The sequence below is a fragment of the Acinetobacter tandoii genome (genome assembly GCF_008867985.1).
GTDB lineage: Bacteria > Pseudomonadota > Gammaproteobacteria > Pseudomonadales > Moraxellaceae > Acinetobacter > Acinetobacter tandoii.
In genome coordinates this window covers 202,330-222,163 of the sequence record NZ_VXLD01000001.1, presented here as the reverse complement: position 1 = coordinate 222,163, position 19,834 = coordinate 202,330, and the positions used below count along the sequence as shown (strand labels likewise).

20 protein-coding genes are annotated in these 19,834 nt (G+C 39.8%); 10 read left to right on the top strand and 10 right to left on the bottom strand.

The window, feature by feature from the left end; all coding sequences use genetic code 11:
• Window positions 1–11: 11 nt before the first annotated feature.
• Both atzF and F4W09_RS01015 read right to left on the bottom strand, forming a co-directional pair.
• Window positions 12–1,844 (bottom strand): allophanate hydrolase, encoded by a 1,833-nt coding sequence (gene atzF, locus F4W09_RS01020; RefSeq protein WP_151503730.1) that lies wholly within the window; start codon window positions 1,842–1,844, stop codon window positions 12–14.
• A 338-nt stretch (window positions 1,845–2,182) separates the two neighbouring features.
• Complete coding sequence (locus F4W09_RS01015) at window positions 2,183–3,361, bottom strand: OmpP1/FadL family transporter (RefSeq protein WP_104441695.1); 1,179 nt, start codon at window positions 3,359–3,361, stop codon at window positions 2,183–2,185.
• A 1,021-nt stretch (window positions 3,362–4,382) separates the two neighbouring features.
• Here F4W09_RS01015 and F4W09_RS01010 point away from each other — a divergent pair.
• From F4W09_RS01010 to trpC, 5 genes are all read left to right on the top strand, one after another.
• Entirely contained in the window at window positions 4,383–4,967 is a 585-nt protein-coding gene (locus F4W09_RS01010; protein ID WP_044737401.1) for an NAD(P)H-dependent oxidoreductase, read from the top strand.
• A gap of 11 nt (window positions 4,968–4,978) precedes the next feature.
• Window positions 4,979–5,302: a putative quinol monooxygenase gene (locus tag F4W09_RS01005; RefSeq protein ID WP_151503729.1), complete on the top strand. Its 324-nt coding sequence runs from the start codon at window positions 4,979–4,981 to the stop codon at window positions 5,300–5,302.
• A 195-nt stretch (window positions 5,303–5,497) separates the two neighbouring features.
• A complete protein-coding gene (locus F4W09_RS01000; RefSeq protein ID WP_016166930.1) occupies window positions 5,498–6,082 on the top strand; it encodes an anthranilate synthase component II in 585 nt (194 codons plus the stop codon).
• Complete coding sequence (gene trpD, locus F4W09_RS00995) at window positions 6,083–7,129, top strand: anthranilate phosphoribosyltransferase (protein ID WP_151503728.1); 1,047 nt, start codon at window positions 6,083–6,085, stop codon at window positions 7,127–7,129. It abuts the gene before it with no gap.
• Between the two features lie 14 nt (window positions 7,130–7,143).
• The gene (gene trpC, locus F4W09_RS00990; RefSeq protein ID WP_151503727.1) at window positions 7,144–7,950 is read left to right on the top strand and encodes an indole-3-glycerol phosphate synthase TrpC; all 807 of its coding nucleotides are present in this window, start codon (window positions 7,144–7,146) and stop codon (window positions 7,948–7,950) included.
• A 111-nt stretch (window positions 7,951–8,061) separates the two neighbouring features.
• Here trpC and F4W09_RS00985 read toward each other — a convergent pair whose 3' ends face one another.
• Window positions 8,062–8,313, bottom strand: coding sequence for a DUF2798 domain-containing protein (locus F4W09_RS00985; RefSeq protein ID WP_016166933.1), 252 nt, complete (start codon window positions 8,311–8,313; stop codon window positions 8,062–8,064).
• 480 nt (window positions 8,314–8,793) lie between these two features.
• Between F4W09_RS00985 and F4W09_RS00980 the strand changes: the two genes are divergently transcribed.
• Together F4W09_RS00980 and folE are read left to right on the top strand one after the other, a co-directional pair.
• The gene (locus tag F4W09_RS00980) at window positions 8,794–9,480 is read left to right on the top strand and encodes a Smr/MutS family protein (RefSeq protein WP_151503726.1); all 687 of its coding nucleotides are present in this window, start codon (window positions 8,794–8,796) and stop codon (window positions 9,478–9,480) included.
• Between the two features lie 93 nt (window positions 9,481–9,573).
• Window positions 9,574–10,122, top strand: coding sequence for a GTP cyclohydrolase I FolE (folE, locus tag F4W09_RS00975; RefSeq protein WP_171069590.1), 549 nt, complete (start codon window positions 9,574–9,576; stop codon window positions 10,120–10,122).
• Between the two features lie 56 nt (window positions 10,123–10,178).
• Here the strand turns inward: folE and arsH are convergent, their stop codons facing one another.
• From arsH to F4W09_RS00960, 3 genes are all read right to left on the bottom strand, one after another.
• On the bottom strand, window positions 10,179–10,883 hold the full coding sequence (gene arsH, locus F4W09_RS00970; RefSeq protein ID WP_044737406.1) for an arsenical resistance protein ArsH: 705 nt from the start codon (window positions 10,881–10,883) through the stop codon (window positions 10,179–10,181).
• Complete coding sequence (gene arsB, locus F4W09_RS00965) at window positions 10,880–11,929, bottom strand: ACR3 family arsenite efflux transporter (protein ID WP_016166937.1); 1,050 nt, start codon at window positions 11,927–11,929, stop codon at window positions 10,880–10,882. Before arsB ends, arsH begins: the two co-directional genes overlap by 4 nt.
• 205 nt (window positions 11,930–12,134) lie before the next feature.
• Window positions 12,135–12,458 carry an ArsR/SmtB family transcription factor gene (locus tag F4W09_RS00960; protein ID WP_044737407.1) on the bottom strand — a complete coding sequence of 108 codons (324 nt, stop codon included), beginning with the start codon at window positions 12,456–12,458 and terminating at the stop codon, window positions 12,135–12,137.
• Between the two features lie 90 nt (window positions 12,459–12,548).
• Here F4W09_RS00960 and arsC point away from each other — a divergent pair, with 90 nt between their 5' ends.
• Window positions 12,549–12,971 carry an arsenate reductase (glutaredoxin) gene (gene arsC, locus F4W09_RS00955; RefSeq protein WP_151503725.1) on the top strand — a complete coding sequence of 141 codons (423 nt, stop codon included), beginning with the start codon at window positions 12,549–12,551 and terminating at the stop codon, window positions 12,969–12,971.
• A 50-nt stretch (window positions 12,972–13,021) separates the two neighbouring features.
• On the opposite strand, the gene F4W09_RS00950 is transcribed toward arsC, so the two are convergent.
• The 4 genes from F4W09_RS00950 to hemE form a co-directional block, all read right to left on the bottom strand.
• Window positions 13,022–14,905 (bottom strand): Lnb N-terminal periplasmic domain-containing protein, encoded by a 1,884-nt coding sequence (locus tag F4W09_RS00950; protein ID WP_151503724.1) that lies wholly within the window; start codon window positions 14,903–14,905, stop codon window positions 13,022–13,024.
• Window positions 14,906–14,967: 62 nt separating this feature from the next.
• A complete protein-coding gene (locus tag F4W09_RS00945; RefSeq protein ID WP_016166941.1) occupies window positions 14,968–15,438 on the bottom strand; it encodes a DUF3015 family protein in 471 nt (156 codons plus the stop codon).
• A 136-nt stretch (window positions 15,439–15,574) separates the two neighbouring features.
• A complete protein-coding gene (locus F4W09_RS00940) occupies window positions 15,575–16,381 on the bottom strand; it encodes a DUF817 family protein (RefSeq protein WP_228130573.1) in 807 nt (268 codons plus the stop codon).
• 23 nt (window positions 16,382–16,404) lie between these two features.
• Complete coding sequence (gene hemE, locus F4W09_RS00935) at window positions 16,405–17,475, bottom strand: uroporphyrinogen decarboxylase (protein ID WP_044737410.1); 1,071 nt, start codon at window positions 17,473–17,475, stop codon at window positions 16,405–16,407.
• Window positions 17,476–17,677: 202 nt separating this feature from the next.
• On the opposite strand from hemE, the gene F4W09_RS00930 reads away from it, so the two are divergent.
• On the top strand, window positions 17,678–18,916 hold the full coding sequence (locus F4W09_RS00930) for a L,D-transpeptidase family protein (RefSeq protein WP_151503723.1): 1,239 nt from the start codon (window positions 17,678–17,680) through the stop codon (window positions 18,914–18,916).
• 173 nt (window positions 18,917–19,089) lie between these two features.
• Window positions 19,090–19,779, top strand: coding sequence for a pirin family protein (locus F4W09_RS00925; protein ID WP_151503722.1), 690 nt, complete (start codon window positions 19,090–19,092; stop codon window positions 19,777–19,779).
• Window positions 19,780–19,834: the final 55 nt, after the last annotated feature.

Below are 19,834 nucleotides of genomic sequence, written 5' to 3'. Positions count from 1 at the left end.
TTCCTATTTTTTTAATGTGTTATTTGTAGTTGTTGCGCATTACGATGCTCAATATAGGCGCGCCAGCCCCCAAAGTGACTGATATTTTCAGCATCGGCTAAACCATATGGCTCGCAAATAAAACCCTTGACCCAACGCCCATCACTCAGCTCAACATTGCCCATCCCCAATGGCGTTGGAATTTCAGCGACAAACTCACCAAATCGAGCTGTTGGCACATCCCATAGTTCCACGATAATTTCCTGTCCATTACTTTGACGTGCCAAACCTGGTTTTGGTGGAATCGTGCCATTCAGTGCATATAAGGCATAATTGGCTGAGGTTTTAGTGGTTTCGACATGCACTGCTTGGCGTGTGCTGAGTTGGAAATTCAGGGGCATGCCTGTTAAATGTGCACCCACTACCGCCACACGAATATGCTGTGCGGATAGTGCAGAGATTGACTTTACCTTTTCAGCATAAGGACGTCCTGTCGCACCTAAAGGCAATTGCAGATGTGCTTGCCATTGACGACCAAAATCTGCCAAAGCACGGTCATGCCATGCCGGTGCAATCAAGCTGATGCCAAACGGTAAACCATCTTCGCGGAAACCCGCAGGGAGTGCCAAAGCACTTAAGTCTGCAAGATTGGTAAAATTGGTATAAGTGCCAAAATGTGAGTTGTATTGAATCGGTTCCTGCTGCATTTCTGCAAGGGTATGAATGGTTGGTGATGTAGGTACAACCAAGGCATCAAACTCTGACAGCAACTCTTGAATTTGTCGCGCCAAATCATTTTTGAGATATTCGGCTTTATAAGCATCGAGTGCCGTATAGTTTTTGCCTTGTTGAACAATCTCCAAGACGGTTGGATCAAATGCTTCTGGAGCTTGTTCGAGTAATGCTTCAACCGCTATCGTACGCTCAGCCACCCACGGGCCTTGATAAAGCTGTGTTGCCAATTGTTCAAAAATTGAAAAATCAATTTCAGTCAACGTGACATTCATTTGCTTTAGTTGTGCAATCGCTTGCTGAAAAGCTTGCTCTGCTTGTACATCACCAAAGAATTGCAAAGTTTTTGGAATCGCAAAATGAAGTGCAGAAGATAATTTTGCAGGAGCAGTTTTAGGGTTATGCCGTGAGTAACTATCACGCACATCAAATTGTTCCAGTACCTGCGCCACGACCTCCGCATCGTCTACCGTTAAGGCAAATATGGAAATACAGTCAATACTTTTTACGGCTGGCATTAAACCATAATTTGAAAAACGTCCTTTGGTTGGTTTTAACCCCACGATATTGTTAAAAGCGGCAGGTACACGACCAGAACCTGCGGTATCTGTGCCTAATGAGAATGGTACCAAACCACGTGCCACCACACTGGCAGAACCTGAACTTGAACCGCCACTAACATACTCAGAGTTAAAACTATTCGGGACTGCCCCAAATGGAGAACGTGTACCGACCAAGCCTGTTGCAAATTGATCAAGATTGGTTTTGCCCACCACTATCGCACCTGCCTGTTTCAGCAAACGCACTGTTTCGGCATCTTCTTGCGCCATATCATGCAAAACTTTACAACCCGCTGTTGTGGCAAAGCCAACAACATCAATATTGTCTTTGACAGCAAATGGAATGCCATACAACGGGAACTGTTCAAATAATGCTGTACTGGTTGTACTATGTTTTTCTAATTCTTCAATCTGTTGTTGCAAAATTTGAGGAGTCGCAAGGGAAATCCACGCTGTATCTTCTGTATCAAAAGCCTGTACCCACGTCATTAAATCCGTTAATTGAATGTGTTGTGTTTTATAGGCATTTTGCCATTCTGCGATGGTCCAGCCAAAAGATTGAAGTATGCTCACTTTATGCATCCTATCTTGTATACAAGTTAAGATTCATAAAGCGAATTTTATGCCAATATTTATTTATTATTAAAAATCAATATTTTGATTAAATTTACATACAAACCTACATTTAAATGAGTACTTGGAAATAAAAGGATGCATTTTTTTAATACAGTAAAACATACGTTATGCACTAAAGCGTGCTGCATTTTAAAACATGAATAAGCCAATAGATGGTAGAAATAAAAAAGCAGCAAAAAAACGTGATGGTAAATTTAAAAGACCATGAGTAAAAAATTTCCTTCCCCCATTTTCAGGGAGAAGGAAGGACCTAAACTGGTAAATATTTTTATTGATTATTTAGATGAATAAGAAATTTTCATCCCCACGGCATAACCAGTATTATCTTTGAAATCACCAACGACACGGCCATCTGATACCTCACCTTTTACATCACCAAACCACATATAACGACCACCTAAACTAAAAGCGACATTTTGGTTAATGTTGTATTTAGCCGCTAAACCCACACCCCAATAACCTTCAACAGGACCTAAAGTTGGTGCAGGTGCACCTGCACCAGAGTCCCATAAACCAGAAACAGACATTGCAAGTTTTGGTGATAAGCGCTTACCAACACCAAGTTCAACAGCGGTTTGGTCATCATGATACGTTACTAAAGGCAACCCTCGTCCATTTTGTAACGCATATGCAGTGGTCGCTTTTAATGCTGGTGGATAGTAAGCAAAATCACTCCATGGCACCCAACGGACTCTAGCAAATACAGCCGTAGTCTGATTTAAACCCGTTTGCAGATTTAAGTTCACAGACTCTGGCGTTGTCACACTGCCTCTATTGGTATGTGAATAATCGAAGCCAATTAGGTCTGCCAAAGGAACATCTTCTTTAATTACTGTTTTATGTTCAATTTCAGAACGATAAGTTAACGATGCAAGAATACCTAGCTCAGGCTTGGCATAGCTCATACCAGCAACCCAACCTACAGCCATATCATCAAAACTATTGTTATATCCACTTGAGGCTTGATACGTTAAACCACGTAAATGTACATCTGCTTGTAGTTCTTGTAATGCAGGACCACCATAGATCATAAAGTTTTTATTGAGGTTATAACCCAATAAAGTTGTGAGGTTTTTTGACTTTACCTCAACGCGTGTATAGGCATCAGATGCAGGTAAATTGGTCGCGATAAAATTATTCTCGCCTTCAAATTTTACTTTTGCGCCATATGGCTCATCATAAATGAGCGCCAAACGGAAGCTTGGGTTTAAGTCAGTTTTTACGGCATAACCCATTGTTTGAAAATCTTCTGCCAAATCAGATATATGATTTCCACTCGTGTCAGTCCCCTGTACATCAGGATCAATATGCGTATAACTTACTTCTGCATAGGTACCCTTTTCAAACAGCGCATCGATTTGCTGTGGCGAGCGCTCTAAACCAGCAGCAAAAGTTTGACCAGACAATACTGACAATACCGCAATATTGAGGTATTTTTTCTTATTGAATTTCATCTCTATTCCTTTAGTCAATTTAAACAAGTGGATGTGTTTCGATCCTATAAATACACGCACTTATTAAAGATTAAATAGTGAACTACTTAATCTCGGTGGTTACCCATGTGGGGTAATTCAGATAGTTTTAGCTTGCTGCTATTACGCAGTATTTTTAATACTCAAAACTGTAATCCAGAAAATAACGCTCACTATTTTAGATGCTCAATTCGATCCGATAAGCTCAAGTAAACAAAGCTATATTTGAATTAAGAGAGTTCTGCTCACGATTACGGTATAGAGCCCCAAAAATGGAAAGATACTCATGTCCTTGTCATGAAACAGTGACGTACTTTTTTTTACACCAAAATCTGTTATTTCTTATTTATCATCCTGATTCCAAATCCTTTTTAGCAGCAAACTCTTGTAATCCCACAAGAGCAAAATATCTATGTTCTTTTCGAATCCAATATTTACTATCTTTAATCGTTCGATTTCACATCGATATTTTTCAACAAGTAACATATTTCTAAGAAAACCATAGTCATCCTTAATTATGGATTTCTTAAAAATATTACTTACGAATTTCACTCATTCACTGAGATGCAATCGGCATCTGAAGATTAGCAGTCTCAAAGAATGAAACACCCATGCAAAAGAATGGTTAGCGAATGGTTTTGAAGGAGAAAAAATTTAAAAAATGCTGCATAAATAATCCAGAAAAAATGCACTAGACCATATGCTACTATTCATCAATCATGATTAAATTTTAAACCTTCAGTTTAACATCAAGATGTCACAACTTAATGATCATCATCAGAAAAAAAGCCCTTTAAAATTCCTGATTTTTTTAATTGCTTAACAATGGATGTCACAGCAATAAAATTGCTACTTTTACGATCTACTCTCTAGTTCTGTTATGCAATTTTAAAACCCAATTATTGACTTATAATCAAGAATATTTTGCAGATTCATCGATTTTTCAGCATCAAAGACTTAATTATACTTTTGCCCAATTCAAAAAATTTGGTTGAGTCATTCAATGAAAAACATTCTGATTGTCAACGGTGCAAAACAATTCGCGCATTCAAATGGCGAACTTAACGACACACTAGCCAATTTTGCAAACACCCATTTAAGTCAACAGGGACACAATGTTCGTATTACAAGAACAGATGCTCAATATGACATTCAGCAAGAAGTTGAAAACTATGTTTGGGCGGATGTAATTATTTATCAAATGCCAGGTTGGTGGATGGGTGCGCCATGGACTATGAAGAAATACATCGACGATGTTTTTACTATAGGTCATGGTACGTTGTATGCCAATGATGGGCGTTCACGTAGTGATGCCAGCAAAAAATATGGATCAGGTGGTTTAATTCACGACAAAAAATATATGCTTTCTCTCACGTGGAATGCTCCGATCGAAGCATTTGAAGATCAAGAACAATTCTTTGAGGGAGTTGGGGTCGATGGTGTCTATCTACCCTTTCACAAAGCAAATCAATTCTTAGGTATGCAAGGTTTAGACACGTTTATTGTCAATGACGTCATTAAAGCACCGAATGTACCTCAATATTTAGAAGCCTATCGCTCACACTTAGATACGATTTTTACAGTATAAAGGACATCACCATGTTAACTGTCATTGCAGAAATTCAAATTCATGAAGGTATAGTACATTTTGAAACTGTCCTGAATGCATTTAAGAATGTCACGCCTAAAGTGCTACAGGAAGCAGGTTGTTTTGGTTATGAGCTTTATATTGATCAAGACAGTAACGCCAGTTTCCAATACAAACCTTCTAATTCGATTATTATGTTTGAAAAATGGCAATCTTTAGCGCATTTGGAGCAGCATTTAAACACGGCGCATATGCAAGACTTTCAACAAAAGGTGAAAGATGCCGTAAAAGAAACAAAAATTCGGATTATGCAATTGGGTTTAAATGACAATTAAATCCTTCGTAGCATGATGATTGTATATGAAATTATCACAAGACTGTTAAAAACTGATAAAGTAGCCTGCGCTTAGCAGGCTTTTTTATGTCAAACTCAAATATGGGCACTCGTTTTAATTAAAATGGGCGACTACAGAGATAACGACAAAAGTACCAAGCGATAAAATTATGCAACTCAAGAGGTTACATCTGAAATGCTTCTCATGATCGACAATTATGACTCCTTTACTTACAACATCGTGCAATATTTTGGCGAGTTGAACCAAGAAGTAAAAGTAGTCCGTAATGATGCCGTGACTTTGGAAGACATTGAACGATGGCAACCGAAGTATTTGGTCATTGGTCCGGGACCTTGCTCACCCACTGAAGCAGGTATTTCTATTCCAGCCATTCAACATTTTGCTGGAAAAATTCCATTACTCGGTGTGTGCTTAGGTCATCAAAGTATCGGACAAGCTTTTGGCGGTAATATCGTTCGCGCCAAAACCGTTATGCATGGGCGTTTATCGGACATGTATCACAGTGACAAGGGAATTTTTAGCAATCTACCTTCACCATTCTCTGCAACCCGCTATCACTCTTTGGTGATTGATCAAGCGAGCTTGCCAGATTGTCTAGAAGTTACTTGCTGGACCCAAGAAGCTGATGGCTCAATGGAAGAAATTATGGGCGTAAAACATAAGACACTGCCTGTCGAAGGTGTGCAGTTCCACCCAGAATCGATCCTCAGCCAACACGGACACCAAATCTTCAAAAACTTTTTAGAGATTTATGCATAAATGAATATTCAACAAGCTTTAAATCATATTACCAAGAATATCCACCTGACTCAGCCACAAATGGAAGAGGTCATGCGAACTATCATGAGTGGTGAAGCCACTGATGCACAGATTGGTGCATTAATGATGGGGCTACGCTTAAAGGGTGAAAGCATTGATGAAATTACGGCTGCTGCACGCGTGATGCGTGAGTTCGCCACAAAAATTGATGTGAGCGATGTACCCAACCTGATTGATATTGTCGGTACGGGTGGTGATGGACAGAACTTATTTAACGTTTCTACCGCTTCAGCCTTTGTCATCGCTGCGGCTGGTGCCACCATTGCCAAACATGGCAACCGCGGTGTATCAACCAAATCTGGCTCATCTGACTTGTTAGAGCAAGCAGGCATTAATCTTGATTTGAACATGCAACAAACTGAGCGTTGCATTCGTGAAATTGGCGTCGGTTTCCTGTTTGCACCCAACCATCATAAAGCCATGAAATATGCAGTCGGTCCACGTAAGGAACTCGGTATCCGTAGCATCTTCAACTTACTCGGCCCGCTTACGAATCCGGCTGGAGTAAAGCGTCTGGTGATCGGGGTGTTCTCAAATGAATTGTGCCGCCCAATTGCAGAAGTGATGAAGCAACTTGGCGCTGAACACGTGATGGTGGTGCATTCTAAAGACGGACTAGATGAAATTAGCCTCGCATCATCAACTTATGTTGCTGAACTAAAAGATGGCGAAGTGAGTGAATGGGTGATTAATCCTGAAGATGTCGGGATTGAATCGCAAACCCTCACAGGCTTAATTATTGAAGATTCTGCTGAAAGTTTAGCCCTGATTAAAGATGCGCTCGGCCGAAAAAAATCTGATCGTGGCGCCAAAGCCGCAGACATGATTGCCTTAAATGCAGGCGCAGGCATTTATGTTTCTGGTTTAGCCAAAACTTATAAACAAGGTGTGGCTTTAGCGCACGACATTATTTACGGTGGGCAGGCTTTAGAAAAAATGAGTGTGCTGTCTGAATTTACCAAAACACTCAAACAATACGAAGCTTAAGGAAGGATGCTCACATGGTTGATATCGCAAATACAATTTTAGGCAAAATTGTTGATCGTAAGCAGGAAGAACTGGCAGCATGCCTCAAGCAACGTAGCCTGCATGATGTGGAACAATGGGCACAAGAAGCAACACCCGTGCGTGGTTTTGCTCAAGCATTGATGAAGAAGCGCCCAGGTGTCATTGCTGAAATTAAAAAAGCATCACCTTCAAAGGGGATTATTCGTGAAAACTTTAATCCTGCTGAAATTGCAGCACAATATGAACAAGCGGGTGCGGCTTGCCTATCGGTTTTAACTGATGTCGATTTTTTCCAAGGTGCAGATGAGAATATTCAAATCGCGCGTACACACTGTGCTTTGCCAGCACTGCGTAAAGATTTTCTAGTCGACCCGTACAATGTCATCGAGGCGCGTGCCCTGCATGCTGACTGTATTTTATTGATCGTTGCCTGCTTGTCAGACCAACAATTAGAAGAAATGTCAAAAACAGCGTTTGAGCATCATTTGGATGTCTTGGTTGAAGTACATGATGAGGAAGAACTTGAGCGTGCATTACAACTTTCTGAGCGCTGCTTGTTAGGGGTGAATAACCGTAATCTTAAAACCTTTGATGTGGATTTAAATACATCAATTCGTTTGAAGAGATTACTTGATTCTTCTCGCTTACTTATTACTGAAAGTGGGATTGCAACCCCAGAAGATGTTCGTATGATGCAAGAGCATGATATTCATAGCTTCTTGGTCGGTGAAAGCTTCATGAAGCAAACTCGTCCAGATCATGCCTTCACCGCATTATTTGGTCAGCCTGCCGAAATTTAAACAGATGCCATCAGAGTAAAAATTTTTTACTCTGATGGCAACTTACTTGTATTCAACTCAAGCCCACCCTTCCATAAGATCAATTCAAATAAAAGTTTCCAAACTAGGCAATCACGACTTAGCCGACTCCTCAGGTACTTGAACAATCAACATCAAAACTTTTCTAACTAAGGGAATAAAGATTAAAATCAGTGGATAAGCGATGAGCCAAGACATCGCCCATGTTAGCAACCACTTTTCTACGAAACCATGCATTAAGCCTTTATTCACAAAAAGATTAAAACAAGACAGGGAGCCACTCATCAGCCCCGATAAGAACAAAGGCATGAGCCAAGACATATGCTTAACATGAATTTTTGCCATAAGAATCACCTTTTTGATTTACGATTTACAGAAGAAGTCATACAAATGGAGTAAGAGGCTAGGCTCAATGGTTTAAATCCCTCTAAGTTTGCGCTATAGCTCAACGAGCTATCTCAAGTCAAATCCGCAACTTTTCTAATGTAATCAACTCTTTTTTTTCATAAAAGATCTTTCCCTGTTGATATATTAGGAGAACCAATCACTCAATAAGATATATCTTAATATATCTTTTATGTTTTTCCATCCCATTATTGTTATCGAATCATTCAACTTCTTTTCTTACCAACCAAACCGCATAAAAACATCTTTCCCATAAATCAGTGCTTCACTTGGTGTTATTTTAGAAAAACAAAAAAACTCATCACCGATCTCTTATTTTCATTCTACACAACAGCCATTGCATGTAATTCAGTTCAATTTACTGCAAAATCCGACTATAATTGCCGCTTAAACCCCATCTTGCAGTTATTTCTAGACATTATGAGCAAACATGATTCATCGCTTTCTAAAGATCAGTACAACTTACTGAAGGCTTTTAAAAAGCAAATTAATCATCCACATTCAACCGCTACTGAACGGCAAGTTGAAGTGAAAAAGCAAGCTGTAATAGCTGAGCCAGATGATGCCGAATTATTTCTAAAATCCATGCAAGGTGTACAAAAAATAGATGCAGGCAATATCGCTCAAATTGCCAAAAGCCCAAAAAAGAAATTAGACGCTCAGGTTTTAGCAAAGCGAGCAGCGGCTGTTGGTCCAACTGAATCTGAAATGGCTGAACTTTCCGACACACAAGCCATGCTTAACCCTGTAGCCAGTCAAGCAAACTTGAGTTACCGCATTGCGACGTTGCAACATAAAGTTTTTGAAGATTTAAAAGCTGGTAAATTACGCTGGTTTGAAGCTGTAGATTTGCATGGCTGTACTGTAGAACAAGCCCGTGCTGCCGTATTACAAATTATTCAAATGGCAAAAGATGAAAATCAAAATGTCATTAAAATTGTCCACGGCAAAGGACCTGAAGCCATTTTAAAAACCTATGTCAACGGTTGGTTACGTCAACATCGTGACGTACTGGCATTTGTCAGCGCACCTGATAATCAGGGGGGTACGGGCGCCGTTTTAGTTCTACTTAAACGTTCAGAAAAAAATCCGAAGCACAAACAGTAATCGGATTTTGATATTAAACACGGTATTTTTTCGGTTTTCTGGTACAATGCCGTCCTTGTTCAATATAAGAGTAAGTGAAAACGTCTTATGTCTATGCAGCAATCCTACGCAAATATTTTAACTGCCGTTGGTGAAGACCTAAATCGTCCAGGTTTGGTTGATACACCTGTGCGTGCTGCTAAAGCGTTTTCGTATTTAACGTCTGGTTATAGTAAGACGCTAGAAGAAGTCACCAATAAAGCGGTGTTTCCATCAGACAACCGTGAAATGGTCTTGGTGAAAAATATTGAATTTTATTCGCTTTGCGAACACCATCTCCTCCCGTTCTATGGTCGCGTACATATTGCTTATTTACCTGAAGGCCATGTGCTTGGCTTGTCTAAATTTGCTCGCATTACTGAAATGTTCGCACGTCGTTTGCAAATTCAAGAAAACTTGACTCAGCAAATTGCAGAAGCGGTTGCTGAAGTTACTCAAGCACGTGGTGTTGCTGTGGTGATTGATTCTGCACATATGTGCATGATGATGCGCGGTGTCGGTAAACAAGAGTCAACGACTCGTACCGTTTCATTTATTGGTGAATTTAAAACCGATAAAGAATCACGTCGTGAATTCCTCAGTGCAGTGCCTGAAAGTTACTGATTCATCTCAAATGAATTAAAAGATAAACCCCGAAGCATTCGGGGTTTATTTTTATCTTATTGTGAGCGCTGATTCACACGCTTCGACAACTGTTCTGCGGTTTCAACACGTTCTGAATAACGATCCGTTAAATAGGCTGCCTGACCACGAGTCAACAAAGTAAATTTATACAATTCTTCCATCACATCCACAATACGTGTGTAGAAAGAGGAATCTTTCATGGAGCCATCTTCTTCAAATTCCAAGAATGCTTTTGGAATCGAAGACTGATTTGGAATGGTGATCATGCGCATCCAGCGTCCTAATATACGCATTTGGTTGAGTGCATTAAATGATTGCGAACCACCACACACTTGCATCAAGGCCAGTGTTTTGCCCTGTGTCGCTCGAATAGCCCCTGCTGCCAATGGAATCCAGTCAATCTGTGCTTTAAAAATCGAACTCATGGAGCCATGACGTTCTGGTGAACACCAAACCATGCCTTCAGACCAAGCCAACAGTTCATGCAACTCTTTGACTTTTGCATGTTCCAGATCAGCATCCTCTGGCAAAGGTAAGCCTTTAGGGTGGAAAATTTTCACTTCAGCGCCGAAGTATTCCAGAATTCGACCCGCTTCCTGTATTGCTAAACGGCTATAAGAACGCTCACGGTTTGAACCATACAACAGCAAAATGCGTGGCGGATGCTGAATAGCTTTCGCTTGGACTTGCTCTAGTGTCGGCTTTGGTATTAACGCTAAATCAATATGGGCAAAACTCATCCCAACACCTCTGTTTTAAAATATTTTTTTCGCAACCACAAAGACACACTGACCAATGCAATCAACACAGGAACTTCCACCAAAGGGCCAATAACCGTGGTAAATGCGACTGGAGAAGCCAAACCAAAGGTTGCAATCGCAACAGCCAATGCCAGTTCAAAGTTATTGCCCGCAGCCGTAAATGAAATCGCAGTGGTACGCGCGTAGTTATTACCCATCCATTTGCTCATAAAGAAGCTGATAAAAAACATCACCACAAAATAAATGGTCAATGGAATCGCAATACGCAATACATCCATCGGCAGACTGACCACTTCACCACCTTTGAGGCTAAACATCGCTACAATGGTGAAAAGCAATGCCATTAAACTGAGTGGACCAATTTTTGGCAGAAAATGGGTTTGATACCACGCCAAGCCTTTTTGTTTGACTAAAATCAGTCGGGTTAAAAAGCCCAATAAAAATGGAATGCCCAAATAGATCAGTACCGCTTGGGTAATCATCCAAAAACTAACTTGAATGACTTGAGCATCAACCCCGAAATATGGCGGTAAGAAACTCAGGAATAACCATGCATAACTGCTGAAGAATAAAATCTGGAAAATACTGTTAAATGCAACTAATGCTGCAACATATTGGTTATCGCCACATGCCAGATCATTCCAAACCAAAACCATGGCAATACAACGTGCCAGCCCAATTAAGATCAGTCCTGTCATGTATTCGGGATAAGATTGTAAAAATATGATTGCCAAGACAAACATCAGACACGGTGCAATCAACCAGTTTTGTACCAGTGACAGCATCAAGGTTCGCTTATCTTTAAAAACTTCTGGTAAAGCTGCATAGTCCACCTTTGCCAACGGTGGATACATCATCACAATAAGACCAATGGCAATTGGAATATTGATACTGCCGACATGCATTTGATTTAAAGTAACCGAAGCTTGAGGGATAAATACCCCTATTGCCACTCCAAGCGCCATGGCAATAAAAATCCACAAGGTTAAATTGCGGTCTAAAAACGAAAGTCTAGAAGTCGACATGTATTTTCTCAATCAGGGAGATATGTTTTTGTATCGAATAGATCTCATTCGATATGATTTTTTGATCAGCTTAAAACAAACAAGCATCCAATCTTCTAAATACAAGACACCTTCGATTCTGATTTTATTTAATCAGGACTCCATCTGAGTATTAAATTCATTCAAACATCAGTTATCGGGCAATAGACCTACTGAATAAAGTGAATCAATCACAATGGACATTGGTCGAAGTATTCAAATAAAGAGTTTCTCTGTCTGTTTGCGCTGACTGAGCAATGATCTTTAACACCGCATTCGCCCATTCAGGTAAGTCTGGATTTACGCGGTAATATACCCACTGCCCTTTGCGCTGATCTAATAAAACCGACAAATTTCTTAACAATGCCAAATGTCGTGAAATCTTAGGCTGACTCAATTGCAATAATTCCGTCAGTTCACATACACAGACATTTTCTCTCACCAGTACCCACTTCATAATGTCTAAGCGAGTGGGGTCAGAGAGACATTTAAAGAAATCAGTTTGATCCATTTTACAGCCCAAAAATTAATAATTGCAAATATACGTATATCCATATATAAATGCAATAAAGTTTATTTAACAAAAGATGATGTCTAAAAAATGATTAAGATTTATCATAATCCTGCTTGTGGTACGTCCAGAAATACCCTTGGTCTGATACAAAATACAGGTCAAGAACCAGAAATTATTGAATACCTTAAAACCCCGCCTACTAAACAAGAATTGATTGATTTAATCAAGCGCTCAGGATTATCTGTACGTGACGTTTTACGCAAGAATGTTCCACCTTATGAAGAATTACAATTAGAACTGTCAACTCACAGCGATGACCAACTCATTGATTTTATGCTGCAATATCCAATTTTAATCAATCGTCCTTTTGTGGTAACGAAACTTGGCGTAAGGTTATGCCGTCCATCCGAAGTCGTTCTTGAAATTCTTTCTGCACCACAACGTGGTTCTTTTAGCAAAGAGGATGGTGAATTACTCATCGATGAACAGGGACAACTGATCAAAAAATAAAATAGACTGCAAAAAAGGCACTTCGAAAGTGCCTTTTTCTTCGCTTAAGCTTAGAAGAATCGGACATAACCCAAGCTCAATTTATTCCAGTCCTGATGATTTTGATATTGGTATTCCCACCCTACACGTAATGCATTCTGCGCATTCAAGGCATATTGTACTTGTGAATTCAATCGAACTTGCCACTGGCGCGAATCTTCCCAATATGGCAATTCGACCTGCACAATCGAATTAATATGGTCTGCCCAAATGTTCTGACAACCGACCGTCGGCCCCATACCCAATCGCCAGCCTTTATCTAATGATTTTCCACCTTGAAGATAGGTTTGCATTTGCGCATAACATAGATTCTCTCGTTTTGAATCTGCATAGCTATAACCCATCTGCATTTTTAAACTGGCAACACCATGTTGATCCTGTTCACTAAAACGCCCTGAAGAATCTGTCGCTTCTTGTTGCCAACCTAGATTAAATCCCCATGTCAACGGGGTTTTAAACGCTGTAATCGGGTTATAAGAATTTACTGTCAGAAAGTCGAAATGCTCCAGTTTCAACTCATCCTCACGCAATTGAATGGCGCCATCCCAAAACAACAATTGTGTTCCGACGCGGTAACCGCCTTGAGGATCAATCAAATCATGATAGGCTTGACGGTGTCCCAACTCAATAAATTCATCGCCTTGCACAGTTCCTGCTTTTACCGAGAAATTTCGAGCGTCATGTGATTGTGTCGGATCAATACGTGGACGTTCAGGTTCTTTACGTTGCCTCTCTAAATCAATCGCACTGCGTAAAGTCAGTAATTCACGTAGATTAGGCTGTGCAAAAGCAACATCCACTTTACGTGCAACCAATTGTAAGTACAAATCGTCATAGGCCATTTCTAAAATTTTGGCACGATCTTCCACAGAATAAGCTGCCAAAATATCTAATCTTTGTTTTTGTTCAGCAAAAGCAACCTGATGGGCTGTTTTAGCCAAACTTTGCCCATGCTGTTTGGCTTGCGCCAATAATTGAGTTTCTAAGGCAGGACGATAGACTGTTTCACGAACAATTCCTTGCTGATCAATCGCTTTAATGGTCTGCATTGGAATTGCTGCGACTTTAAACTGCTGACTTAAATTGAGTTCGGGACGGACTAAATCAATCAATCCTAACAGTCGGTAAGCACAGTTATCACTAACAAAATAATAGGGAAAAGTCACATGTTGCATTTCCCAAATATGCTGTACCAAAAAGCGTGTTTCTTCTGGATTTAAATTAAGTTCATATTCCCACAAATCACGACTTTCTAAATCACCATATTCTTTTACTTTGCGATAATACGGCATTAAAGAATATTCACCGGGGTATTGCCCTGTTAAACCTTTCCAAGCAAAAGACCAACCATCCGCGCTTGCGACCGTGGCTGCATAGTTCACAGCATAGGAAACCAAATTTAATTCTTTCTGATCTTTGGGGTCTAAACGCAATAAAGTATGCCCAAACATCGAACTCGGATTACCCATAAAGTCAGTTGCATAAATTAAAGTCGCTTTATAGGGCTTAATTTCGCCAATCCATTTGTCTAATTCAGGACATTCAACGTGTGGTAAATCTGTCGCGGGAATATTCAGTCGCTTGATTAACCATTGACTGCGTGCTGGAAATTTACAACGTACTGATTGATTCGGCGCTGCGGATAAAAACAATGCTTCGATATTGGCATTTAATTCATTTTGTAAATGTCCACCTCTTTCTGGGCTAAGAAAGTAACCTGCATAATGAACTTCACTTTGCCCTTTGGCATTGGCATACATTAATCTTTGCCAAGTTGTTTCTTGCGCTAGATGTTTCTGGGTCGCCATTTCAACATAGTGGATAGATGATGTCGGTTCAACGGCATACGCCAGACTAGAACCGAATAAAGCCGTAAATAAAGCAATCTTTTTCATTCAAATTTAATTTTTTAGATATAAAAAACCCTGTCAGATGGACAGGGTTTTACAACAATCGATTAGACGTAAGCTTTGAGGACTTGGTCTTTTGCCATTACAGCTTGTAGCGATGTGAGTACTTGGTAGGAATCTTTATTCTCTGTAGAGTAAATCTCAGCAAAGTTTTGCTTAGATACGGCAAAGAAACGCGCTTTATCTTCTGCTTTAATATTGAGTAATTCAGCTAACACATTCAAGCTTTCGCCCTGACCTACCGCCATATCACGCGCCAATGCTTCTGCATTTTCATTGGTAAATGTGACTGCTTGTGCAGTGACTGTACCCGAACCACTACAACCGAGAGTACCAAAAGTGATACCAAATAATTGGTTAGCAAATAAACCATTTGTTGTAGCAGCAAGTAACTTCGGCACTTTACCTGATTGGCCCGCCCAAATCTCAGAACCAATACCGCAACCTGCATCGCTATCTGCAAATGCTGCTGTAGAACCTATTGCCAATACTGCTGCTAACGCTACTTTTTTTAACATTGCACTTCTCCAGAATTATTCTCTGAGTGTTCTAATTATTTACATGTAATAATGGATTACACAAACTTAGATTATCCGCATATCTTTAATAACGCAAAACAATTTATATTAAAGTTAAAAAACTTAAACTAAATTATTAATATTCATCATTATTTAACTGCCAATCACCCTTTGAGTTGCGTATTCCAAGTATTTTCAAGACTAAAACTAGACTTAACAATAGCAACAAATACCATGAACCTAGCTTGCCCCAACCCACCATATGCCAAGCATCAACCTGACTTGGATAAAGCCAGATTTTGTAAAAAGTACTCACGTTTTCAGCAAGCCAGATAATAAAAGCCAAGACCCACAAAATAGGCAACATCGGCAATTGAATGGTGTGATGTTGCAACTCAAAACGAATCTTAGTTTTCCAAAACATCACAATACTCCAGCCAAACAGTACATAGCGAATATCTGGAATAAAGAATTTGCTCATAAAATTCAAATAAGACAACACTGCCAAGGTCAACATATGACTGAATTTTGGCAAAGCCTTAAAAGACACGGTATAAAGCCGTAAAGAACGCGCAAAAAAACTTCCGACGGCTGAATACATAAACCCAGCAAATAAAGGCACTGTCCACAGTTTAAAAATTGCAGGTTGTGGATATTGCCATGAAGCAATGGCTGGATGCGTAAGGAAAATTTCCATCCCCATTGCCATAATGTGAAATAGGGCAATGACTCTGGCTTCTGCCCAAGATTCTAATTTTAAATATAATAAGCAGCACTGAATAATTAAGGCATAAAACAACAGGTAGTCATAACGATAAAAACCATAATGTTGTTCATAACCTAATGGCGCAGTAAATACAAAAGCCAATAATAAAAGTATTCCAAATAAGGCAGCCGAAGCTGCCTTATAAGAAAACTCAACACAAGATTGAGCAACACGCAACACTGTAAATACTCAACCTAAATTTATAGATACTTTGCGCTATATTCATGTACGGTGTCGATGAACACTTTCGGATGATCTGGGTTCACCCATTGGGTAATACCATGACCCAAATTCGCAATATATCCCGTTTTTTCACCATTGGCATACGCGTCATCTAACATGGCTTGAGTGGCTTTTTGAATCGTTTGTGAAGAACCATATAAAGTTGCAGGGTCTAAGTTACCTTGTAATGCTGCGCGACCATTGACAATTTTACGTGCTACAGTTAGTGGCGTCGTCCAGTCTAATCCAAGTGCATCTGCACCTGTTGCAACCATGGGTTCTAACCATTGACCGCCACCTTTAGTGAATAAAATCACTGGAATTTTGCGACCATCTTTTTCACGTTTTAAACCACAAACAATTTTTTGCATGTAATTTAATGAAAATTCGATATATTCACGATGCGCTAATGCTCCGCCCCAACTATCAAAGATTTGAACAGCTTGTGCGCCCGCATCAATTTGTGCGTTTAAATAGTCAATGACTGCAATCGCCAATCGATCAAGCAAAGCATGTAAAACTTCAGGCTGCGCGTACATCATGTTCTTGGTAAAGCGGAAGTCTTTGCTAGAACCACCTTCAACCATATAAGTCGCTAAAGTCCATGGGCTTCCCGAAAAACCAATTAAGGGTACCTGACCGCCTAAAGCAGAACGAATGGTCGATACCGCATTCATGACATAATCTAAATCCGACTTTGCATTGAATGTCGGTAAATTCATGACATCTTGTTCAGTACGCACGGTTTTATGAAACTTTGGGCCTTCGCCTGCCTCAAAATACAAACCTAAACCCAATGCATCTGGAACGGTCAAAATATCTGAAAATAAAATTGCGGCATCTAAGTCATAACGACGTAAAGGTTGTAAGGTTACTTCACATGCAAACTCAGTATTTTTACATAAAGAAAGGAAATCACCTGCCTTTGCACGTGTTTCACGATACTCAGGTAAATAGCGTCCTGCCTGACGCATCATCCATACAGGCGTAGTATCAACAGGCTCACGCAATAAAGCACGCAGAAAACGATCATTTTTTAAGGTCGCCATTGACTTTCCTAACTTAATTTAATCTTTGCAGCATCATAACAAAAAGGATTAAATTTTAATAACTTCTCGCATGATTAAAATTTAATGTTCTTGTTGGACAAACGTCTATTTAAACAAAACAAATACTGCATCTGCCATTTTTTTCTGCAATACTTGCGTAGTTTGTCACTTAGTAAATGAATAATTCTTAAGGTTGAATTACATGTTCGTTCGCACAATACTCGCAATGAGTTTAGGCTGCCTTTTTGCTGGCACAGCTTTTGCCACAGCTACTACTGCTGAACAACCATTAAAGCCCAAAGTCGTTACCAATACTGCCGTAGAAGACCCAATTAATCCTCTTGCTGTAGGCGCAGCATCTTCAGCACAAGATGCACAAATTACGCCTCAAGAACAGCAAGACTTAAATAAAGCGTCACAGACTTTACAAAATCTTCAACAATCTGAAGATAACACAGCAGATATTGGAACTGCTCCAGCTAGTGCAGCTGTAGCAACGAGTTCAGCAACAGCAGCCACTTCTCCTGCTGCAAAAGCTTCTTGGACACTTGATGGTCTGAATAATGCATCTTGGTTTGACAACATTGGTAAAGGTCAATTCCCTGTTTATGCACGAACTCAAGTCATGTTGAATAACTCACATGCTTCACCGGGTGCGATTGACGGTACCAGTGGTAAAAATACATTAAAAGCACTTGCTACTTTTCAGCAAATGAATGGTTTACAGCCAACTGGAACTTTAACCAAACAAACTTGGGATGCCTTAGTGGCTAAACAAGGGAATCGCCCAGCATTTGTAGAATACACCATTACCGATGCTGACCTTAAAGGTCCATATGCACCATCTATTCCACACGACTACGCATTACAAGCCAAAATGAAAGGTTTGTACTACACTCGTGTGACAGAAATGTTAGGTGAAAAATTCCACATGGATGAAGATTTCTTGAAGAAACTTAATCCAAAAGCAACATTCAAGAAAGCTGGTGAAAAGATTATTGTGACGAATATTCGCAATGAACTCCCAGAAGACATTCATTTAATTGTTGCGCATAAAGGTGCAAAACAACTGTATCTATTTAATAGTCGCAACCAAATGATTGCTTCTTTCCCAGCGACTATTGGTAGCTCGGATACCCCATCACCAGAAGGCACCTATAAAGTAACTGGCGTAGCACCAAACCCTTGGTATAGCTATTCTCCAAGCAACTTTGTTCAAGGTAAAAACTTAAAGCCACTTTCTTTACCACCAGGTCCAAACGGTCCAGTAGGTAACATTTGGATTGGTCTAAGCAAAAAATCATTTGGTATTCACGGTACACCTAACCCATCTGCAATTTCAAAAACTGCATCGCATGGTTGTATCCGTTTAACCAACTGGGATGCCAACGACCTTGGTAAAAAAGTTCGTTCTGGCGTAACGGTAAAATTCCTTAATTAATTCTGGCAATTAGCCCTAAATAGCCTGCACCTGCAGGCTATTTTTTTAAGTTAAATTTCTGATTATATTTAATGTTGCAAAAATAGAATGAATTGTCGCTTATATAAGATTTAAACCACATAATCGAAACGCTATGATGAATCCATGAACAGATTAAAAATAGGATAACGATCATGCAAAGTTATTTACATCGTAGTGAAAATCGCGGTCATGTCAAAGCAGGATGGCTAGAGTCTAAACATAGTTTTTCTTTTGGTAGTTGGTACGATCCAAAATATATGGGTGTAAGCGTATTACGTGTCATTAATGATGACTTAATTGCAGCCCATAATGGCTTCGGCACACACCCACATGACAATATGGAAATTTTGACCTGTGTACTTGAAGGGACTATTTCTCATAAAGACAGTATGGGTAATGAGCGTCATATTTCTGCGGGTGAATGGCAGCTCATGAGTGCGGGTACAGGTGTACAACATAGCGAAATTAATCAGGGCGATATTCCTGTACACATGCTACAAATTTGGATACATCCTGATATCCGTAATGCTGAACCTAATTATCAACAGATTCAATGTGATCCAAAATTACAGCCGAATCAATGGCATGTGATTGCAGGACCCAATAGTGATGCGGCAATGCATATTCGTCAGCAGGCTGAAGTCAAAACTGCCTTTATACAAGCGGCACATAGTCTGTCGGTCAAATCGGCGCAGAAACTCAATTATGTCCACGTAATATCTGGCGAGCTTGAAATTGCAGGTGAGACCTTAAAAGCTGGTGATGCTTTAGCATTTGCTGAAGAGGCTGAAACCAAAGCGTTGACAGACAGTCAATTGATTTGGTTTGATTTACCGGTTTAATCAGTACATGCTTTTCTAAGCATGAGATTGATTTAATAATTTCTTTGAATACTAC

Bases quoted from the DNA above. Each gene is read 5' to 3' on its own strand.
- arsB (WP_016166937.1), bottom strand. From the start codon at position 11,929: ATGTCGACTTCTAGACTTTCGTTTTTAGACCGCAATTTAACCTTGTGG.
- folE (WP_171069590.1), top strand. From the start codon at position 9,574: ATGCAGCAATCCTACGCAAATATTTTAACTGCCGTTGGTGAAGACCTA.
- F4W09_RS00950 (WP_151503724.1), bottom strand. From the start codon at position 14,905: ATGAAAAAGATTGCTTTATTTACGGCTTTATTCGGTTCTAGTCTGGCG.
- F4W09_RS00985 (WP_016166933.1), bottom strand. From the start codon at position 8,313: ATGGCAAAAATTCATGTTAAGCATATGTCTTGGCTCATGCCTTTGTTC.
- F4W09_RS01005 (WP_151503729.1), top strand. From the start codon at position 4,979: ATGTTAACTGTCATTGCAGAAATTCAAATTCATGAAGGTATAGTACAT.
- trpC (WP_151503727.1), top strand. From the start codon at position 7,144: ATGGTTGATATCGCAAATACAATTTTAGGCAAAATTGTTGATCGTAAG.
- F4W09_RS01000 (WP_016166930.1), top strand. From the start codon at position 5,498: ATGCTTCTCATGATCGACAATTATGACTCCTTTACTTACAACATCGTG.
- F4W09_RS01010 (WP_044737401.1), top strand. From the start codon at position 4,383: ATGAAAAACATTCTGATTGTCAACGGTGCAAAACAATTCGCGCATTCA.
- F4W09_RS00960 (WP_044737407.1), bottom strand. From the start codon at position 12,458: ATGGATCAAACTGATTTCTTTAAATGTCTCTCTGACCCCACTCGCTTA.
- hemE (WP_044737410.1), bottom strand. From the start codon at position 17,475: ATGGCGACCTTAAAAAATGATCGTTTTCTGCGTGCTTTATTGCGTGAG.
- arsC (WP_151503725.1), top strand. From the start codon at position 12,549: ATGATTAAGATTTATCATAATCCTGCTTGTGGTACGTCCAGAAATACC.
- trpD (WP_151503728.1), top strand. From the start codon at position 6,083: ATGAATATTCAACAAGCTTTAAATCATATTACCAAGAATATCCACCTG.
- F4W09_RS01015 (WP_104441695.1), bottom strand. From the start codon at position 3,361: ATGAAATTCAATAAGAAAAAATACCTCAATATTGCGGTATTGTCAGTA.
- arsH (WP_044737406.1), bottom strand. From the start codon at position 10,883: ATGAGTTTTGCCCATATTGATTTAGCGTTAATACCAAAGCCGACACTA.
- F4W09_RS00930 (WP_151503723.1), top strand. From the start codon at position 17,678: ATGTTCGTTCGCACAATACTCGCAATGAGTTTAGGCTGCCTTTTTGCT.
- F4W09_RS00925 (WP_151503722.1), top strand. From the start codon at position 19,090: ATGCAAAGTTATTTACATCGTAGTGAAAATCGCGGTCATGTCAAAGCA.
- F4W09_RS00945 (WP_016166941.1), bottom strand. From the start codon at position 15,438: ATGTTAAAAAAAGTAGCGTTAGCAGCAGTATTGGCAATAGGTTCTACA.
- F4W09_RS00980 (WP_151503726.1), top strand. From the start codon at position 8,794: ATGAGCAAACATGATTCATCGCTTTCTAAAGATCAGTACAACTTACTG.